Raw genomic sequence first — 15,170 nt, forward strand, 5'->3', positions numbered from 1 at the left:
GTTTAGGCACAAAAAAAAGCCTGACATCATTAGATGCCAGGCTTCATAATTAAAAAATTTAAATTACTTCTTGTATTGAGCTGCCAATTGAAGTGCTTTATAGGCATTCACGATACCACCACTAACACAAAGGTCAGCAAATGGAATTTCATTTACTTTATCACCTTGTTCTACTTTAACCACTTGGTTCACCTTAACCACAGATTTCATAATGATATCCTTCACTTCAGATGCCGTTAAATTAGGGTAATATGAACGTATTAAACCAGCCAAACCTGCAACCACCGGAGCCGCCATACTGGTACCATCCAATTTTTGGTACTTAGAACCCGGAGTAGTAGAATTAATTTTTACACCAGGTGCAAAAACATCTACTTTAGTTTTTCCGTAGTTAGAAAAGTCCGCTTTTATCTTTTCGTCATTCTTCCAACCTGAAGCACCTACAGTGATCCATGAGGAAGCTACACCACCATCCAAATATTCCGGGTTAGGGAAATTCTGCGCTTCGTCCAGGTTTTTATTGTCATTTCCTGCCGCATGTATTAAAAGTACATCTTTTGATACTGCATACTTCACTGCATCATCAACGACCTTTTTATCCCATGAGTAGGCTTTTCCGAAGCTCATATTAATTACTTTTGCCCCGTTGTCAACTGCATAACGAATCCCGTTGGCTACATCTTTATCCCGTTCGTCACCATTTGGCGTATTACGAACTGGCAAAATCACCACATTATCTGCTACGCCATCGATACCAATTTTGTTATTTCTTTCCGCAGCAATAATTCCCGCAACGTGAGAACCGTGTAATGCATCTGGTCCAGCAACATCATTATTACCATAAAAGCGGTCTTTTACATCATTAGGATCATCACCTACGATTGATCTTGGATCGAAATCAATATTCAGGTTGTAATCCACCTGATCTTTGAAATGATCATAGCCTCCTTTAACCTGCTCTTCATAAAACTCTTTGAAGCTCGTGTTTTGCAATTGCTGCACCATGATTCTCTGCACGTTCTTTTCCATATCATTTGCAGGACTAAAATTTTGGAAATCCGCAACAGTAGGGTTTTCTTTACCTATCTTTTTCACTACTTCGTCAACTACCATTTTCAGACCAGTATATTGCGCCAGATTTTCTTTAGCTTCTACCAGTTGCTTTTCAAATTCAGCTCTATTCTTTTGATAGGCCTCAAATGCAGGAAGATCTTCCGCTTTTATCGATTTTGCATCTAGATTTGCAAATCTTTCATTGTCTCTGCGCACCAAACGTGTCAGCTCCAAAGTTTCATAATTAATAGACCCTTTATTAGATCCTAGAAAACTCCAACCGTTTACATCATCAATATATCCGTTTTTATCATCATCTATTCCGTTTCCAGCCTTCTCTTTTTTATTTACCCAGATGACATCTTTAAGGTCTTCATGTTTAATATCCACCCCACCATCTAAGACTGCAACAATCACAGGCTTCGATTTCTTTCCCTTTAACAAATCTTTATAAGCTTTCTCGGTACTGATTCCAAAGGTTGAATCTGCCTTAAGGTCTAGATTCTGCCAATTTGGTTTTTGCGCTACTGACACAAATGGAACCATTGCCAATAAGGACAAACTTAATATTCCACGATAGTAAAAGTTCGCTTTCTTCATATTCATATTATATAGATGTTTTTTGCAAAGTTAAATAATAAATGAGGAATGCTGTTCGTATCAAATCTGCGACGATCCATTTACCCCCTCTGTTAAACGCAAAAAAGCCGGATAGCATATCCGGCCAATCTTAAAAATTATGAATAAAAGTTAATTTAACAAAGAAAGGATGTTATAACCTGAAAATCCGGATCTACTGCATCGCGATCAGTTCATAGAAATTCTTGATTCTGGCAAAAGAAGGATGTAAAGACACCACATCACCAAACACCAATAATGCGGGTGCAGAGATCTGATGATCCTCAATAAGCTCGGCTATCGTATCTACCACCCCTATCTTAATATTTTCATTTACAGAAGATCCATTTTCAATTACCGCTACTGGTAATCTGTTTTTCCCTTCCTGCTGAAAAATCGCTGTGATTTCCCTGATTTTTTCAATTCCCATCAATACCACTACTGTTGCTTTAGATTTTGCTGCAACTTTTAGGTCTGGAGAAAGTTCGCCGGCTGCATTTGTGCCACTTAAGACCCAGAAACTCTCGCTCAGCGCATCATAAGTCATCGGAATTTTATGTAAACCGGGAACTCCTAAAGCACTGGAGATCCCCGGGATGATTTCGGTTTGGATATTATAAGATTCTGCATAATCCACTTCCTCAAATCCGCGGGCAAACACAAAAGGATCACCACTTTTTAACCTCACCACATGGCCAAAGTTTAAAGCATAATCAATCATCAGTTTGTTTACTGCATCCTGGGAAAAGGAATCATCATCTGATTTACTCCCTACAAATATTTTAATTGCTTTTTCAGGTGCGTGATTTAGCAATGCTTCATTCACCTGTGCATCATACAACACGACATCTGCTGTATTGATGGCTTTCATTCCTTTTAAACTGATCAATTCAGGATCACCTGGACCAGCACCTACCAATGTGATTTTTGGCTCTTTTACACCACTTTCAATCTTATTTAAAATCATAGTCTTAGGTTTAAAGGGATTATATATTTGTATTTATAATACAAATATATAAAAAGACTATAGAAGTAGTAGACTTTATTTGGAATTATTTATTATTCTTTAAAATTACCATCAGTTTCGCGCGCAATCACATCAGCAATAGAGGTTTGTGCCAATACTTTTAGTGTGGCATCGCGCACATCAATAAAGGTTTTTCTAATTCCACAAGTAACTTCATCATGGCATTCATCGCATTTACGATAAAACTTAAGACTGGCACAGGGTACCATGGCAATGGGGCCATCGGTGATGCGGAGAATATCCGCAAGGTATATATCACCTGGTTCTTTATTTAAGCTGTAACCACCACCAGCACCTTTCTTACTATATAGATATCCTGCGTTACGCATATCCAATAGAATTTGCTCTAAGAATTTGCGGGGGATCATTTCCTGTTCTGCCAACCTTACGATCTGCATAGGAGGATTTCCAGCATTTTTTCCGAGCGCAACAAGTGCCTTTATTGCATATTTAGTCTTCTTAGATAGCATAAGACAAAGTTAAGAAAAATACATTACTTTCTCATCAGGTAATAATTTGTCAGAAATAGCCGGCAAAGTACCTATCTATACCAATAGATAGCTTTTTTGACATGTTTACCGGCCATCTTCCTGAAGATTGCAGCAATCCTAGCTCCAATAGTCCTCCCTCCTGCTTCTTTTAACCACAAAGTGTGGAACAATGCAACAGTTCTTCTTTTGGCACAACCCAACTAAAGGCTGATTACCACTACTTTAAGCCACACACATCGCTTTTGGCACCATTATGAACCATAGCTAACCGTAATTGAAACAAAAAGAATTTTAAATTTAAATATAGAGTTATGAAAAAGATCATCTTATCAGCAGCATTATTAGCATTCGCAGGTTTAACACAAGTAAAAGCAACTGACGTTAAAAATCCAGTTATCATTAGTGTAAAACAAGATAGCACAACTAAAACTCCGGTTGAATTGAAAGATCTTCCAGATGCAGTAAAAACTACATTGGCTTCAGACAAATATAAAGAATGGACTCCAACAGCAGCTTTCTTAATCGTGAACGCAGACAAAACTGAATTTTATCAGGTTGATGTTAAAAAACAAGAAGAAACCGCTTCTTTAAAAATTGCTAAAGACGGTGCTATTATTCAGTAAACCATCAATAAATAACAATTAATATAGTGTACGAAAGCCGGATGTCCCCCGGCTTTCGTATTTTTGCTGTAATTACAAGCGAGATTCTTATGGCAAAAATACTGATTATTGAAGACGACCTTACTTTTTCGCAAATTCTGGAAGGCTTCCTGAGCAAGCATGGCCATGAGCCTGCTGCTGTCAATGATGTGAAGAAGAGTCTGAAATTAACAGAAGAACAAAATTTCGACTTGTTTCTGGTAGATTACCGCCTTCCTGATGGAACCGGGCTTGATGTCTTATCCCATATCCGAGGAATGGGAATGAGCCAACCAGTCATCATAATGACCAGTTTTAACGATGTCAGAACCGCTGTAAAATCCATACAACTAGGTGCCTTCGACTACATTACGAAGCCTGTAAATCCTGATGAATTGCTGATGATTATCAACAATGCTTTAGGTAAAAAAGAAAAACCTGCTACCAGCAATTCGATCGAACATGCTGATGCCATCAAAGGAAAAAGCAGTATTGCTGATAAATTATACGAACACATTAATCTGGTTGCCCCAACAGACATGTCGGTCATCATTCAGGGTGAAACAGGAACAGGAAAAGAATATGCAGCCAGGGCATTACACATGCATAGCAAGCGTAAAGACAAACCTTTTGTGGCGATAGATTGTGGTGCATTGTCAAAAGACCTTGCCGCAAGTGAATTATTTGGCCATGCCAAAGGAGCCTTTACCGGTGCGCTCAATGATAAAAAAGGCCAGTTTGAAGCAGCTAATGGCGGGACTTTATTCTTGGACGAAGTAGGAAACCTGAGCTATGAAGTACAAGTGAAAATGCTACGCGCCTTACAAGAAAGAACCATTCAACCACTAGGCAGCACAAAAAGCATTAAAGTTGATGTCAGAATCATTACCGCAACCAATGACGACCTTAAGAATAGTGTCAGCAATGGAGAATTCAGGGAAGATCTTTATCACCGTTTAAATGAGTTTAAAATCCAGCTTCCGGCACTAAGGGATAGAGGAAAAGATGTGGAGTTATTTATCAATCATTTCATTAAACTCTCGAATGAAGAGTTGAATAGAAATGTACAACACCTTTCTCCGGCTGCAAAAGATTTACTGCTGCAGTATGATTGGCCAGGAAACTTAAGAGAGCTGAAAAATGTGATCAAAAGAATGGTACTATTGACGCCTAATGAAACTGCAGAGATCGATTCTTTACCGGAAGAAATGATCATTTCTATCAACCAGGTTCCCAAACCTATTGGTTCTGACCTTAAAGCCATCAATGAAGTCAATGAAAAAATGTTGATCATGGAAACGCTGGTTAAAGTAAAATACAACAAATCAAAAGCTGCCAAATTACTGAATATCGACCGTAAGACCCTATACAGTAAAATGGAACGTTATGAAATAGAGTAAACTACATCTTTCTGATTTGATCAATCAGTTTCTTTAATTTTTCTGATAAATCATCAAGCGTATCCTTCGTATTTTCATCAGGAGAATCCTGTTTATGAAAGGCAATTTCCAACTGACGAAAATCTGAAGCCAGGCTTCTGGAGCCAATCTGTGAGATGCGTCCAGCAAGTCTATGACTGAGTAAACTAAGCGTTGCAGCGTCCTCATTTTTCAAAGCCTGTTTCATTTCCCCCAAATCATTTTCACAATCCAAGGTAAATCGATCCAAGATCTTTTTCAACTGATCTTCATCATTGAAAGTCATTTTCTTTAAGGGAGTCAAATCCAGTTCAATTTCCGGTTCAAGCGTATTTTCTTCTTCTAAAATTGTTTTTTCCTGACCTTGCAATACAGCCTCCTCTTCTTTTGAAAAAGAAGCAGCTTCCAGTTCTTCAGAGAAAACCGCGAGTAATTCATTTTCACGGAATGGTTTCATAACCAAGCCATCAAATCCATTGTTCAATAGAAACGCTCTTTCATCTGGTAGCACTTGTGCAGTAATCGCAAAAATATTGACAGCGCTGCCCATTTTCTCCCGGAGTAAACGGCATAATTCTATGCCATTCATTTCCGGCATCCTCATATCCAGCAGAATATATTTCAATCCTGTTGATGCGTCTGCCTCATGGAGCAGTTCCAACGGAGAATGAAAACTCTTATAATCTATATGATTACGTTCAAAAATCATGCTGCAAAGCTCTAAAATCAAGGGATCATCATCCACAACCCAGACTTTGAACGGCTTCCACCGTAAACGATCTTTTGATTGCGACAAAGTCTCCTCTATTGGCTTATCTGCGACTTTAAAAGTAAGGTAAACTGTAAAAACACTGCCTACCCCCTCTTTACTCTTCACATAAATCCTTCCCCCCTGACTTTCAATTAAGGACTTGATAATCGTTAGTCCCAAACCAGTTCCAGCCTGATGTAACACTTCCTGATCATTGGTGTTAACCTGCTCAAATTCATTAAAAATTAAGGCTTTTGAAGCTTCAGAAATACCAATACCAGTATCTCTTACCATAAAGGTAAAGTGAAGGCTTTCCCCTTGTCTTTTATAAAAAACAGATAAAACTACCTCACCTTCATTTGTGAATTTAATGGCATTCCCCAATAAATTATAAAGAATTTGTTTGAGGCGGAAAGGATCTCCACTGATGTATTTTGTTTCATGCAAAGAGATCTCTGTGAGCAGATCCAAAGATTTTCGCTCTGCTTGTGGCCGCATCACAAAAATCACTTCTTCTAATAATTTAGCAATATCAAAAGGTTTTTCTACGAATGTAAACTTACCGGAAATGATCCGGTTATAGTCCAACACCTCATTTACGATCTGTAACAAGTGTTCTGAAGAATGATAAATGGCATCAATATCCCTGGCTTTTGGTTTTTCCTGTTGACGAATCAATTCAGCATAACCAATAATCGACTGTAATGGCGTCCTAATCTCATGACTCATATTAGAAAGGAAACGCTGCTTGGCCATGCCATGATATTCTGCCAGATCTCGGGCTTGCTCCAACTCATTCTTATATCGGTTACTTCTGGTAATATCAGTCAGGATGAAATAAAGCATTAGGAGCATGAGCAGAAAAAAAACCAACATAATGATGCTGATGGTATTGATTCCAGTGTTCACGACATGCTTAGCCTGGACACCATTCAGCTCAATCTGAGTCACCACCTCACTTTCCACCTTACGCAGGATATCCATCATCTGATTGATCAAAAGATTATTTGCATTAGCTAATTCTGCTTCTTTATCCAAAAACCGGGCACTATTCCTCTTTTGCTCTTTTTCAATGCTCCGAAGTGTTTCTTCCAGACTTTTAGAATTTTTATCCTCATTTGAAAGTGAGATGGTATCAACCTTCAAATTCTTCTCATTGATGATCTTATAGGATTTATTGTCTTCGTTTTCCTTCTTTTTTCCAAAAAGGCGCCCAAAAAAGCCTCTGTTTTTATCCTCCGATGAGTAAATGGTAGTGGTGGAAGTCTGCAATTGAGAAGCCAAAACGGTACTGTCATTTCCGCCTTTATTCACCAACTCACTCAAATTTTGCACCTGCGTGGAGAAAGACTTGTTATTGACTAATCGCTCTCTTACTTTCAGATAATTGACAAATTGGTTATCACGTTCCTTCAGGAGCTTCTCAATACTGCTAATCCGCTGAAGTTGCACGGAATCTTTCGCATATAAATTAGATAACGAATCCAAAGAAGCGCGTAGCTCTCTGGATTCTTTTAAGAGTTTACTGTAATTTTTTGGATCATTTGAAGCTTGCGTTTTCTGCAATTGGTCCAGTCTGCTAATCTTTAAAGAGATGAGATTTACCATCCGCAGTCGTTCACTAGGCGCAGAAATATTTTCTACGGTATTCAGCATTTCATTGAAAGCCACCTTACTTACCACCCAGGCCATTATTAGCGCAAAACAGGCAAGCAGTAAGGCTAAAATTACCTTTCCTTTTATTGCTTTAAATAAACTTCTCTTTGGAGTATCAATCATTTTTCACAAACCCAATTTCAAATGTACAGATAGAACAGCAAGGAGCCTGCCATGATCTCTATTTTAAAAAAATTAGCTGTTGCCAAACAAATAGAAAGCGATAACCAAGGTGATGATGACATTAAACAATTGCGCAAGCAAGAAAGCATACAGTGGTTTTTTACTTTGATTGCCGAACAAATCTTTAAAATTCGTCTCTAATCCAATACTGGTAAAAGCCAGTGCAAACCAAGCGCCTTGTAGGTTTTTTAAGCTGTCCTTCACATTAACTATGGTCTCTTGGGGTAAAAAAAACGAGAATAATAAAGAAGCGCCAATGAAACCAAGTACAAATTTAGGAAAGCGCTCCCAGATCACACCGATGGTTGGTTTCACACGTTCTCCATTTTCATCTTTATGATTGGTATAAGACCAGTAAATACTGATGGCAAAAGCGGCAATTCCGAGCAAAACATTTTGTGAAAATTTAACAATGGTGCTGATTTTCAAAGCCTCTTCACCTACTAAAGTTCCTGAGGCTACTACCGCTCCGGAAGTATCAATACTGCCTCCTAACCAAGCACCTGTGACTGCTTGTGGGAAAGAAAAATATTGTGCGATATAGGGCATAAAAATCATCATTGGAATAGCAGTAATCAATACCATAGAAATCACATATGATAATTTTTTAGCATCTCCTTTAATAGCTCCGGAGGTCGCTATCGCGGCGGATACTCCACAAATTGATACTGCACTGGAAATCATCATCGTCAACTCATCATCTACTTTTAACTTTCGGCAAAGCCAATAGGCGAAATACCATACGGAAACCACGACGACCAAAGCTTGAATCAACCCCAAAGAGCCTGCTTTTAAAATATCTGCAAAGATGACTGTGGTTCCTAGCAATACCAATCCTATCTTGACAAAAAGCTCGGTAGACAAAGCGGTTGTAAACCATTTTGGGAGTTTGAAGAAGTTGCTGATGGCTAAACCAATCATTAAGCTAAAAATTACGGCTTCCAGATTCAAGGCACGCATACCAGAGCTCCCGGCAATCAACAAGGCAATAATGGTGAGTAGGTACACTACCGGAAAGCCCTTTAAAAAGTTTTTCACAGATTTACCCATGATAAATGCACCTAAAGCGCCAATCCCACTCATAAATACAAATTGTATTAAAATAGCACTTAAGTTATCCAGCTGAAAGATTTTATCAGTTAAAATGCTGGTGTTTTCCCATTTGAAAACCGGAATAGGCAATAAGAAAAAGAAAAGACTACTTAGAATAACAAGTGTCCCCAGGATGACTACTGCCCAATCCTCATGGATTAGAAATTTGTTAGTTTTGGTTGAAATTTTGGTCATTTATAGGTTTGTTTTTATGTGTGCCGTAAATTAATAATTAATTTCCCAATGATTCATCCCCAAAAACCTGGATAATTCTTTCCGGACAATAAAAAAGCCAGGTCATCCAACCTGGCTTTTAACCAAACAAAACTTAGATCTAACCAAACATCTAATATTTTTAAAGCATCAGTTCGGACGAACTGAGAATCAAATTCTTAAAGCTTACTGGGTCAAATATAATAAAGTCTACTAATTTAATAGAATTTATTTGCAAATAATTTCATTTACAGAATTAACCCCCTTTATTAGATACTGCAGGGCATAAAAGGCCGTAAAACACCCAGGTTACAAAAGATTTAAGGAAGATAATTGAGGGGGTTTTCTTGCTCTTTATTGAAAAAGAGCACCCCAGAAAGAGGAATCTCTGATCTTAAGAAAAGTATATTTCACAACAAAGCTGCGAAAACAAAGAGTTCCCGCAGCTTTTCTTTTAACGTATTATTATTTTTTACAATCCTTCGGAACAAAAGTAAACCTCCCTTTATCAAAGGAGATTGGCTTTCCTTTTACAAAATAAGACCTACCTACCGAAGTTTCAATTTGACCAACACCTAGTATCAGCTTACCATCTTTCTTTAAAAATGCCAATGGGTTCTTGTAAATGGTTGGATTGTCATTGCCTATCTTAAACGTAAAATCCACAAACAAGGTATCTCCTTTAAAACTTCCAGCCACTTTACCAATATTATCCCCCTTCTCATGGAAATTGATCGAAAGATCTCCTGTAACTTTCCCCAAACTACTTGTATTCAGGTGAAGGTCTGCAGTATCTAAGGCATCAATAGCGCCATAACATTCGCTACTCACCGTGGTATCACCTTTGGCAGCAGCTGATTTTTCTGAATTGTTCCCCTGAGTACAGCTATACACCAATGGTACCGCTACACAGGCCAGATAAAGAATTGTTTTTTTCATGATAAAATGATTTCGATAAGTAAAGGGTTAATGCCTAATGTTAACTCAATATAATGATTTATTATTTTTAATGAAACGACTGACCTAAGAAATTAGCAGATTCATTATCGAAACAAACAAGAAAAGGAAGGTATTGTTCTATTTTTTTAATGCAAAAAGCGCCCAACTAATTACGAAAAAGCCCAAACCTGTAATCACTGGAGGCAACATGAGCTTTGGACCGGATAGACCAACAAAAATAATAGCAATACCTAAAACGATTAATAAAAATACTGAGATGTTTAAAACGGTTGTTTTTTCCATAGCTTTTAATTCAAGTGGTAATATATCGAACTTTTATGGGGATTCGAAAAACGTTCCAAAGCAAAAAGCCGCTCTACTTTCGTAAAGCGGCTTTTGTAGCCCGTAGGGGAATCGAACCCCTATTTCCAGAATGAAAATCTGGCGTCCTAACCGGTAGACGAACGGGCCATTTAAGGTTGCCTTCAACTTAACGTTGACGAACCTGTTTTGGTAGCGGGAACCAGACTCGAACTGATGACCTTCGGGTTATGAGCCCGACGAGCTACCAACTGCTCCATCCCGCACTCTATGTTATTACTCTCCTACCGCTGTAGTCAAGTTTGTTAATCTCTTTCTTAAACTAAGAAAGATTGTAGCCCGTAGGGGAATCGAACCCCTATTTCCAGAATGAAAATCTGGCGTCCTAACCGGTAGACGAACGGGCCATTTAAGGTTGCCTTCAACTTGCGTTGACGAACCTGTTTTGGTAGCGGGAACCAGACTCGAACTGATGACCTTCGGGTTATGAGCCCGACGAGCTACCAACTGCTCCATCCCGCACTCTATGTTATTACTCTCCTACCACTGTAGTCAAGTTTATTAATCTCCTCCTTACACGTAAGGAAGATTGTAGCCCGTAGGGGAATCGAACCCCTGTTACCAGAATGAAAATCTGGCGTCCTCACCCCTAGACGAACGGGCCATTTTGATTGCCTTCAACAATGTGTTGACGAATCTTTTTTTGGTAGCGGGAACCAGACTCGAACTGATGACCTTCGGGTTATGAGCCCGACGAGCTACCAACTGCTCCATCCCGCACTATATACAATTCCGATTGTGTTAATTAATTGGTTAACTCTTCCTCCGAATTGGAATGCAAAGATATAATTCGTTTCTTTGTGGTGCAAATTTATTTCAAAAAATATTTTCATGTCACATAAAGCAGGTTTTGTAAGTATAATTGGTAAGCCCAATGCGGGTAAATCAACGTTAATGAATGCCCTGGTGGGTGAAAAGCTTTCTATCATTACTCCGAAAGCTCAGACTACCCGTCACCGTATTCTGGGAATTGTCAATGAAGAAAATTATCAAATCGTATTTTCGGACACTCCGGGGATCATAAAACCGCGTTATGGTTTACAAGATTCTATGATGAGTTCCGTAAAAGGAGCGCTTACTGATGCCGATCTTATCTTGTTCGTTACCGACATTAACGAAACTCACGATGAGAACGATGTATTAGATAAGATCATTGACACCACGATCCCGATGATTGTCCTGATCAATAAGATCGACAATGCAACACAAGAAGAAGTAGAAACGAAAATGGCTTACTGGCAGGAAAAATTAAATCCTAAGTATATATATGCCATCTCCGCATTACATCTATATAACTTAGATGGCATCATGGAAACGGTATTGGAACAATTACCAGAACATGCTCCTTTCTATGATAAAGAAGATTTGACAGACCGTACACAAAGATTCTTTGTTTCGGAGATCATCAGAGAGAAGATCTTCAACAACTACCAAAAAGAGATTCCTTATAGTACAGAAGTCGTGATTACTTCCTTTAAAGAAGAAGAAAAAATCACCAGGATTAGTGCAGAGATCATCGTAGAACGTGATTCACAGAAAAACATCCTGATTGGTAAAGGTGGCGCCATGCTGAAAAAGGTTGGTACTGAGGCCCGTAAGGATATTGAGAAATTCCTGGATCAAAAAGTCTTTTTAGAAACTTTCGTAAAGGTTGTTCCGGACTGGCGAAGTAAAAAGAACTATTTAAAAAGTTTCGGGTACGAAAATTAAGCTTACCTTTGCAACCCCTTAATAATTAATACAATTCATACATACACATGAGCAACATTATCGCAATCGTCGGAAGACCAAACGTAGGCAAATCTACCCTATTTAACCGCTTAACAGAGAGTCGTAAAGCCATTGTTGATGATTTTAGCGGTGTAACCCGTGATCGTCATTACGGATCGGCAGAATGGACTGATAAGCAGTTTACTGTTATTGATACCGGAGGCTATGTAGCCAATTCCGAAGATTTATTTGAAGCAGCTATCCGCGAACAAGTGGTAATTGCTATCGAAGAAGCAACTGTATTGTTGTTTATGGTGGATGTCGTAACCGGCATTACCGACCTGGATGACGAAATTGCACAGTTACTTAGACGCAGCAATAAACCTGTATTCATTGTTGTAAATAAAGTAGACAATACTCAATTACAAAATGATGCTTCCGTATTTTACGGATTTGGTTTAGGTGAGATCTACCCGATCTCTTCTATGACTGGTTCTGGAACAGGTGATTTATTAGATGATGTCATCAAACACTTCGAAGATGTAGTAGAAGAAGAGAATACATTACCTAAACTTACTATTGTTGGCAGACCTAACGTTGGAAAATCATCACTAATCAATGCACTGATTGGTAGAGAAAGAAATATTGTAACTCCAATTGCTGGAACAACAAGAGACTCTATACATATCCACTACAATCAATTCGGACATGAATTCATGTTCATCGATACTGCAGGACTTCGTAAAAAGACCAAAGTAAAAGAGAACATCGAGTTTTATTCTGTAATGCGTACCATCAAAGCTTTGGAAGAAGCAGATGTTGTGATCTTAATGGTTGATGCCATGGAAGGGTTAGAATCGCAAGACGTTAACATTTTCCACCTGGCGGAGAAAAACAAAAAAGGAATCGTGATCTTGGTAAACAAATGGGATTTAGTAGAAAAAGACAGCAAAACCACTAAGGTTTTTGAAGATCAGATTCGTACTAAATTGCAACCATTCACTGATGTACCAATTGTTTTCACCTCAGCGCTTACAAAACAACGTATTCACCAGGCCATTGAAACTGCTTTGGAAGTACACAAAAACAGAGGAAAGAAAATTCCTACCTCTAAATTAAATGATGTGATGTTGCCGATTATTGAAAAATATCCGCCACCAGCATTGAAAGGAAAGTACATCAAGATCAAGTACATTACGCAAATCAATGGTACTTCACCAATGTTTGCTTTCTTCTGTAACTTACCTCAGTACATCAAAGAACCGTACAAGCGTTTCATTGAAAACAAACTACGTGAAAATTTCGATTTTAGCGGAGTACCAATTCAGATTTATTTCAGACAGAAATAAGCTATAAATTACTGCAAACTGGATAATGCCTGTTTGACCATCGCATCATTTAAATTGAGTGCTTTGTAATAACCGGCATCACCCAGGTTGTATTTACAAAGCAAAACTTTGACATCATTCAGGATTAAAGGTTTTGCAGCCTGTAGTAATTTAGGCTCTATCACAATATTCTTACTTTGAATATATTTCAGCAAATCCTTGTAATCTGTATCATTAATGGTAAAGGTTGCAAGGTTTTGTTCTAAAAAAGCAGGGGTATAGCGGTTTCCCAACACGTCATACACAAAATCAAACAGCACTTTCTTCGCAATCAGCTTCGCATAAAAGCTATTGAAACCACTGGTATCCATTTTTACATAGACATCTGGCTGGATGCCACCGCCTAAAAAGGCTTTCCCTTTTTTCAAGCTATCTTTCACACTCGTTGAGGTCAACTCCCCATCATTGAAACGATCTTCAATTTCATTCTGATAGGCATTGTACCCTTTCTTATACGACTTTTGGATACTTCTACCCAGTGGTGTATAATACCTGGCAATGGTTAGATTTAGGGCAGAACCATCCACAAAAGGGAATTGCTCTTGTACTAGTCCTTTACCAAAGGAACGACGTCCTATGATAATCCCACGATCCAAATCTTGTACGGCTCCGGCAAGAATCTCACTGGCGGAAGCCGAATTTTCATTAATTAATATCGCCAGTTTCCCCTGTTCAAACTCCCCGCCACCAGTACTAAAGTAATCGGTACGCGGCTCATGCTTCCCTTGTGTATATACAATTAGCTTGTTTTCAGAGAGAATCTGATTGGCCAGGCCAGTTGCAGCAGTCAGGTAACCTCCCCCGTTATCGCGAAGATCTAACACTAACTTTTTCATTCCTTTTCCTTTCAGATTGCGCACTGACTCTACAAAGTCAGCGTCCGTATCTGCACCAAACTTGCTGATGCGGACATAACCGATTTCTGGATTGAGCATGTAAGCGGCATCAATACTACTCACTTTTACCCGGGCACGGTTTACGCTCAGCAAAACAGGTTGGGCAACACCTGGATGTAATATAATTAATTTGACTGCAGTACCTTTCCTACCTTTGATCTTACCGATCATTTGCTCTCTTGGCAGGTCTCTCCCACTCACAAACATGGTATCGATTTTCAGGATCTTGTCGCCCTGACGGATTCCCGAAAGAAATGCCGGGCCATCTTTAACCACATTGGTCACCAACAAAGTATCATTTAAAATGTAATACTCAATCCCAATCCCTTCAAAATTACCACCCAATGTTTCTGCAAATTCATTGGCTTTTGCCGGAGGCAGGTAAACACTATGTGGGTCCAGCTGATGGAGTAAGCTGTCAATCGGCAAATGGTGCATACTGTCCGCATTTACCTCATCTACATAGTTTTTATTGATGATATGAATGATTTCATCGACCTTCCTGCTACTATCTGCCGCATAAGCCATGGGCTTTTGAAGCTGATAGCCCTGATCTTTTAAAAACTTATACCCAACAAACATCCCCCCAATTAAAGTAAGGGAATAGGTAAGCGCGAGTAGAAGGTGGTTTCGGGTGGTCTTTTTCATGGTTTATTACTTCGTAAAGTTATAAAATAACCCTATCATTTAGTAAATTAAGTCCTAATCATTAA

The 15,170-nt window shown here is 38.7% G+C and carries 12 protein-coding genes and 6 tRNA genes; 4 read left to right on the plus strand and 14 right to left on the minus strand.

Annotated features, from left to right (window positions below):
* Positions 1 to 63: 63 nt before the first annotated feature.
* From GM920_RS12870 to GM920_RS12880, 3 genes are all read right to left on the minus strand, one after another.
* The gene (locus tag GM920_RS12870; protein WP_182957874.1) at positions 64 to 1,659 is read right to left on the minus strand and encodes a S8 family peptidase; all 1,596 of its coding nucleotides are present in this window, start codon (positions 1,657 to 1,659) and stop codon (positions 64 to 66) included.
* Positions 1,660 to 1,846: 187 nt separating this feature from the next.
* Complete coding sequence (gene cobA / locus GM920_RS12875) at positions 1,847 to 2,638, minus strand: uroporphyrinogen-III C-methyltransferase (RefSeq protein ID WP_182957877.1); 792 nt, start codon at positions 2,636 to 2,638, stop codon at positions 1,847 to 1,849.
* A gap of 92 nt (positions 2,639 to 2,730) precedes the next feature.
* A complete protein-coding gene (locus GM920_RS12880) occupies positions 2,731 to 3,168 on the minus strand; it encodes an RrF2 family transcriptional regulator (protein WP_182957880.1) in 438 nt (145 codons plus the stop codon).
* Between the two features lie 332 nt (positions 3,169 to 3,500).
* On the opposite strand from GM920_RS12880, the gene GM920_RS12885 reads away from it, so the two are divergent.
* Both GM920_RS12885 and GM920_RS12890 read left to right on the plus strand, forming a co-directional pair.
* Positions 3,501 to 3,812, plus strand: a complete 312-nt coding sequence (locus GM920_RS12885; RefSeq protein ID WP_182957883.1) for a hypothetical protein — start codon at positions 3,501 to 3,503, stop codon at positions 3,810 to 3,812.
* An 89-nt stretch (positions 3,813 to 3,901) separates the two neighbouring features.
* Complete coding sequence (locus tag GM920_RS12890) at positions 3,902 to 5,230, plus strand: sigma-54-dependent transcriptional regulator (protein ID WP_182957885.1); 1,329 nt, start codon at positions 3,902 to 3,904, stop codon at positions 5,228 to 5,230.
* A 1-nt stretch (position 5,231) separates the two neighbouring features.
* Here GM920_RS12890 and GM920_RS12895 read toward each other — a convergent pair whose 3' ends face one another.
* From GM920_RS12895 to GM920_RS12940, 10 genes are all read right to left on the minus strand, one after another.
* Positions 5,232 to 7,778, minus strand: a complete 2,547-nt coding sequence (locus GM920_RS12895) for an ATP-binding protein (RefSeq protein WP_182957888.1) — start codon at positions 7,776 to 7,778, stop codon at positions 5,232 to 5,234.
* 72 nt (positions 7,779 to 7,850) lie between these two features.
* On the minus strand, positions 7,851 to 9,125 hold the full coding sequence (locus GM920_RS12900) for a YeiH family protein (protein WP_202986106.1): 1,275 nt from the start codon (positions 9,123 to 9,125) through the stop codon (positions 7,851 to 7,853).
* 483 nt (positions 9,126 to 9,608) lie between these two features.
* Positions 9,609 to 10,082, minus strand: a complete 474-nt coding sequence (locus GM920_RS12905; RefSeq protein ID WP_182957891.1) for a hypothetical protein — start codon at positions 10,080 to 10,082, stop codon at positions 9,609 to 9,611.
* A 138-nt stretch (positions 10,083 to 10,220) separates the two neighbouring features.
* Positions 10,221 to 10,385 (minus strand): hypothetical protein, encoded by a 165-nt coding sequence (locus GM920_RS12910; RefSeq protein ID WP_182957894.1) that lies wholly within the window; start codon positions 10,383 to 10,385, stop codon positions 10,221 to 10,223.
* A 96-nt stretch (positions 10,386 to 10,481) separates the two neighbouring features.
* Positions 10,482 to 10,553 (minus strand) — tRNA-Glu (locus GM920_RS12915).
* 40 nt (positions 10,554 to 10,593) lie between these two features.
* Positions 10,594 to 10,669, minus strand: a tRNA-Met gene (locus GM920_RS12920).
* Between the two features lie 69 nt (positions 10,670 to 10,738).
* Positions 10,739 to 10,810 (minus strand) — tRNA-Glu (locus tag GM920_RS12925).
* A 39-nt stretch (positions 10,811 to 10,849) separates the two neighbouring features.
* Positions 10,850 to 10,925, minus strand: a tRNA-Met gene (locus GM920_RS12930).
* Between the two features lie 70 nt (positions 10,926 to 10,995).
* Positions 10,996 to 11,067, minus strand: a tRNA-Glu gene (locus tag GM920_RS12935).
* 40 nt (positions 11,068 to 11,107) lie between these two features.
* Positions 11,108 to 11,183 (minus strand) — tRNA-Met (locus tag GM920_RS12940).
* 111 nt (positions 11,184 to 11,294) lie between these two features.
* Between GM920_RS12940 and era the strand changes: the two genes are divergently transcribed.
* Together era and der are read left to right on the plus strand one after the other, a co-directional pair.
* Positions 11,295 to 12,173: a GTPase Era gene (gene era, locus GM920_RS12945; RefSeq protein WP_182957896.1), complete on the plus strand. Its 879-nt coding sequence runs from the start codon at positions 11,295 to 11,297 to the stop codon at positions 12,171 to 12,173.
* 47 nt (positions 12,174 to 12,220) lie between these two features.
* Positions 12,221 to 13,522 carry a ribosome biogenesis GTPase Der gene (gene der / locus GM920_RS12950; RefSeq protein ID WP_182957899.1) on the plus strand — a complete coding sequence of 434 codons (1,302 nt, stop codon included), beginning with the start codon at positions 12,221 to 12,223 and terminating at the stop codon, positions 13,520 to 13,522.
* Between the two features lie 8 nt (positions 13,523 to 13,530).
* Here der and GM920_RS12955 read toward each other — a convergent pair whose 3' ends face one another.
* A complete protein-coding gene (locus GM920_RS12955; RefSeq protein WP_182957902.1) occupies positions 13,531 to 15,105 on the minus strand; it encodes a S41 family peptidase in 1,575 nt (524 codons plus the stop codon).
* Positions 15,106 to 15,170 lie beyond the last annotated feature (65 nt).

It is taken from the genome of Pedobacter gandavensis (genome assembly GCF_014172405.1).
In the GTDB taxonomy this organism is placed as follows: Bacteria; Bacteroidota; Bacteroidia; order Sphingobacteriales; family Sphingobacteriaceae; genus Pedobacter; species Pedobacter gandavensis.

What these genes read in the sequence shown, in the direction of transcription:
- GM920_RS12870 (WP_182957874.1), bottom strand. Translation starts at nt 1,659, where the DNA reads ATGAATATGAAGAAAGCGAACTTTTACTATCGTGGAATATTAAGTTTG.
- cobA (WP_182957877.1), bottom strand. Translation starts at nt 2,638, where the DNA reads ATGATTTTAAATAAGATTGAAAGTGGTGTAAAAGAGCCAAAAATCACA.
- GM920_RS12880 (WP_182957880.1), bottom strand. Translation starts at nt 3,168, where the DNA reads ATGCTATCTAAGAAGACTAAATATGCAATAAAGGCACTTGTTGCGCTC.
- GM920_RS12885 (WP_182957883.1), top strand. Translation starts at nt 3,501, where the DNA reads ATGAAAAAGATCATCTTATCAGCAGCATTATTAGCATTCGCAGGTTTA.
- GM920_RS12890 (WP_182957885.1), top strand. Translation starts at nt 3,902, where the DNA reads ATGGCAAAAATACTGATTATTGAAGACGACCTTACTTTTTCGCAAATT.
- GM920_RS12895 (WP_182957888.1), bottom strand. Translation starts at nt 7,778, where the DNA reads ATGATTGATACTCCAAAGAGAAGTTTATTTAAAGCAATAAAAGGAAAG.
- GM920_RS12900 (WP_202986106.1), bottom strand. Translation starts at nt 9,125, where the DNA reads ATGACCAAAATTTCAACCAAAACTAACAAATTTCTAATCCATGAGGAT.
- GM920_RS12905 (WP_182957891.1), bottom strand. Translation starts at nt 10,082, where the DNA reads ATGAAAAAAACAATTCTTTATCTGGCCTGTGTAGCGGTACCATTGGTG.
- GM920_RS12910 (WP_182957894.1), bottom strand. Translation starts at nt 10,385, where the DNA reads ATGGAAAAAACAACCGTTTTAAACATCTCAGTATTTTTATTAATCGTT.
- era (WP_182957896.1), top strand. Translation starts at nt 11,295, where the DNA reads ATGTCACATAAAGCAGGTTTTGTAAGTATAATTGGTAAGCCCAATGCG.
- der (WP_182957899.1), top strand. Translation starts at nt 12,221, where the DNA reads ATGAGCAACATTATCGCAATCGTCGGAAGACCAAACGTAGGCAAATCT.
- GM920_RS12955 (WP_182957902.1), bottom strand. Translation starts at nt 15,105, where the DNA reads ATGAAAAAGACCACCCGAAACCACCTTCTACTCGCGCTTACCTATTCC.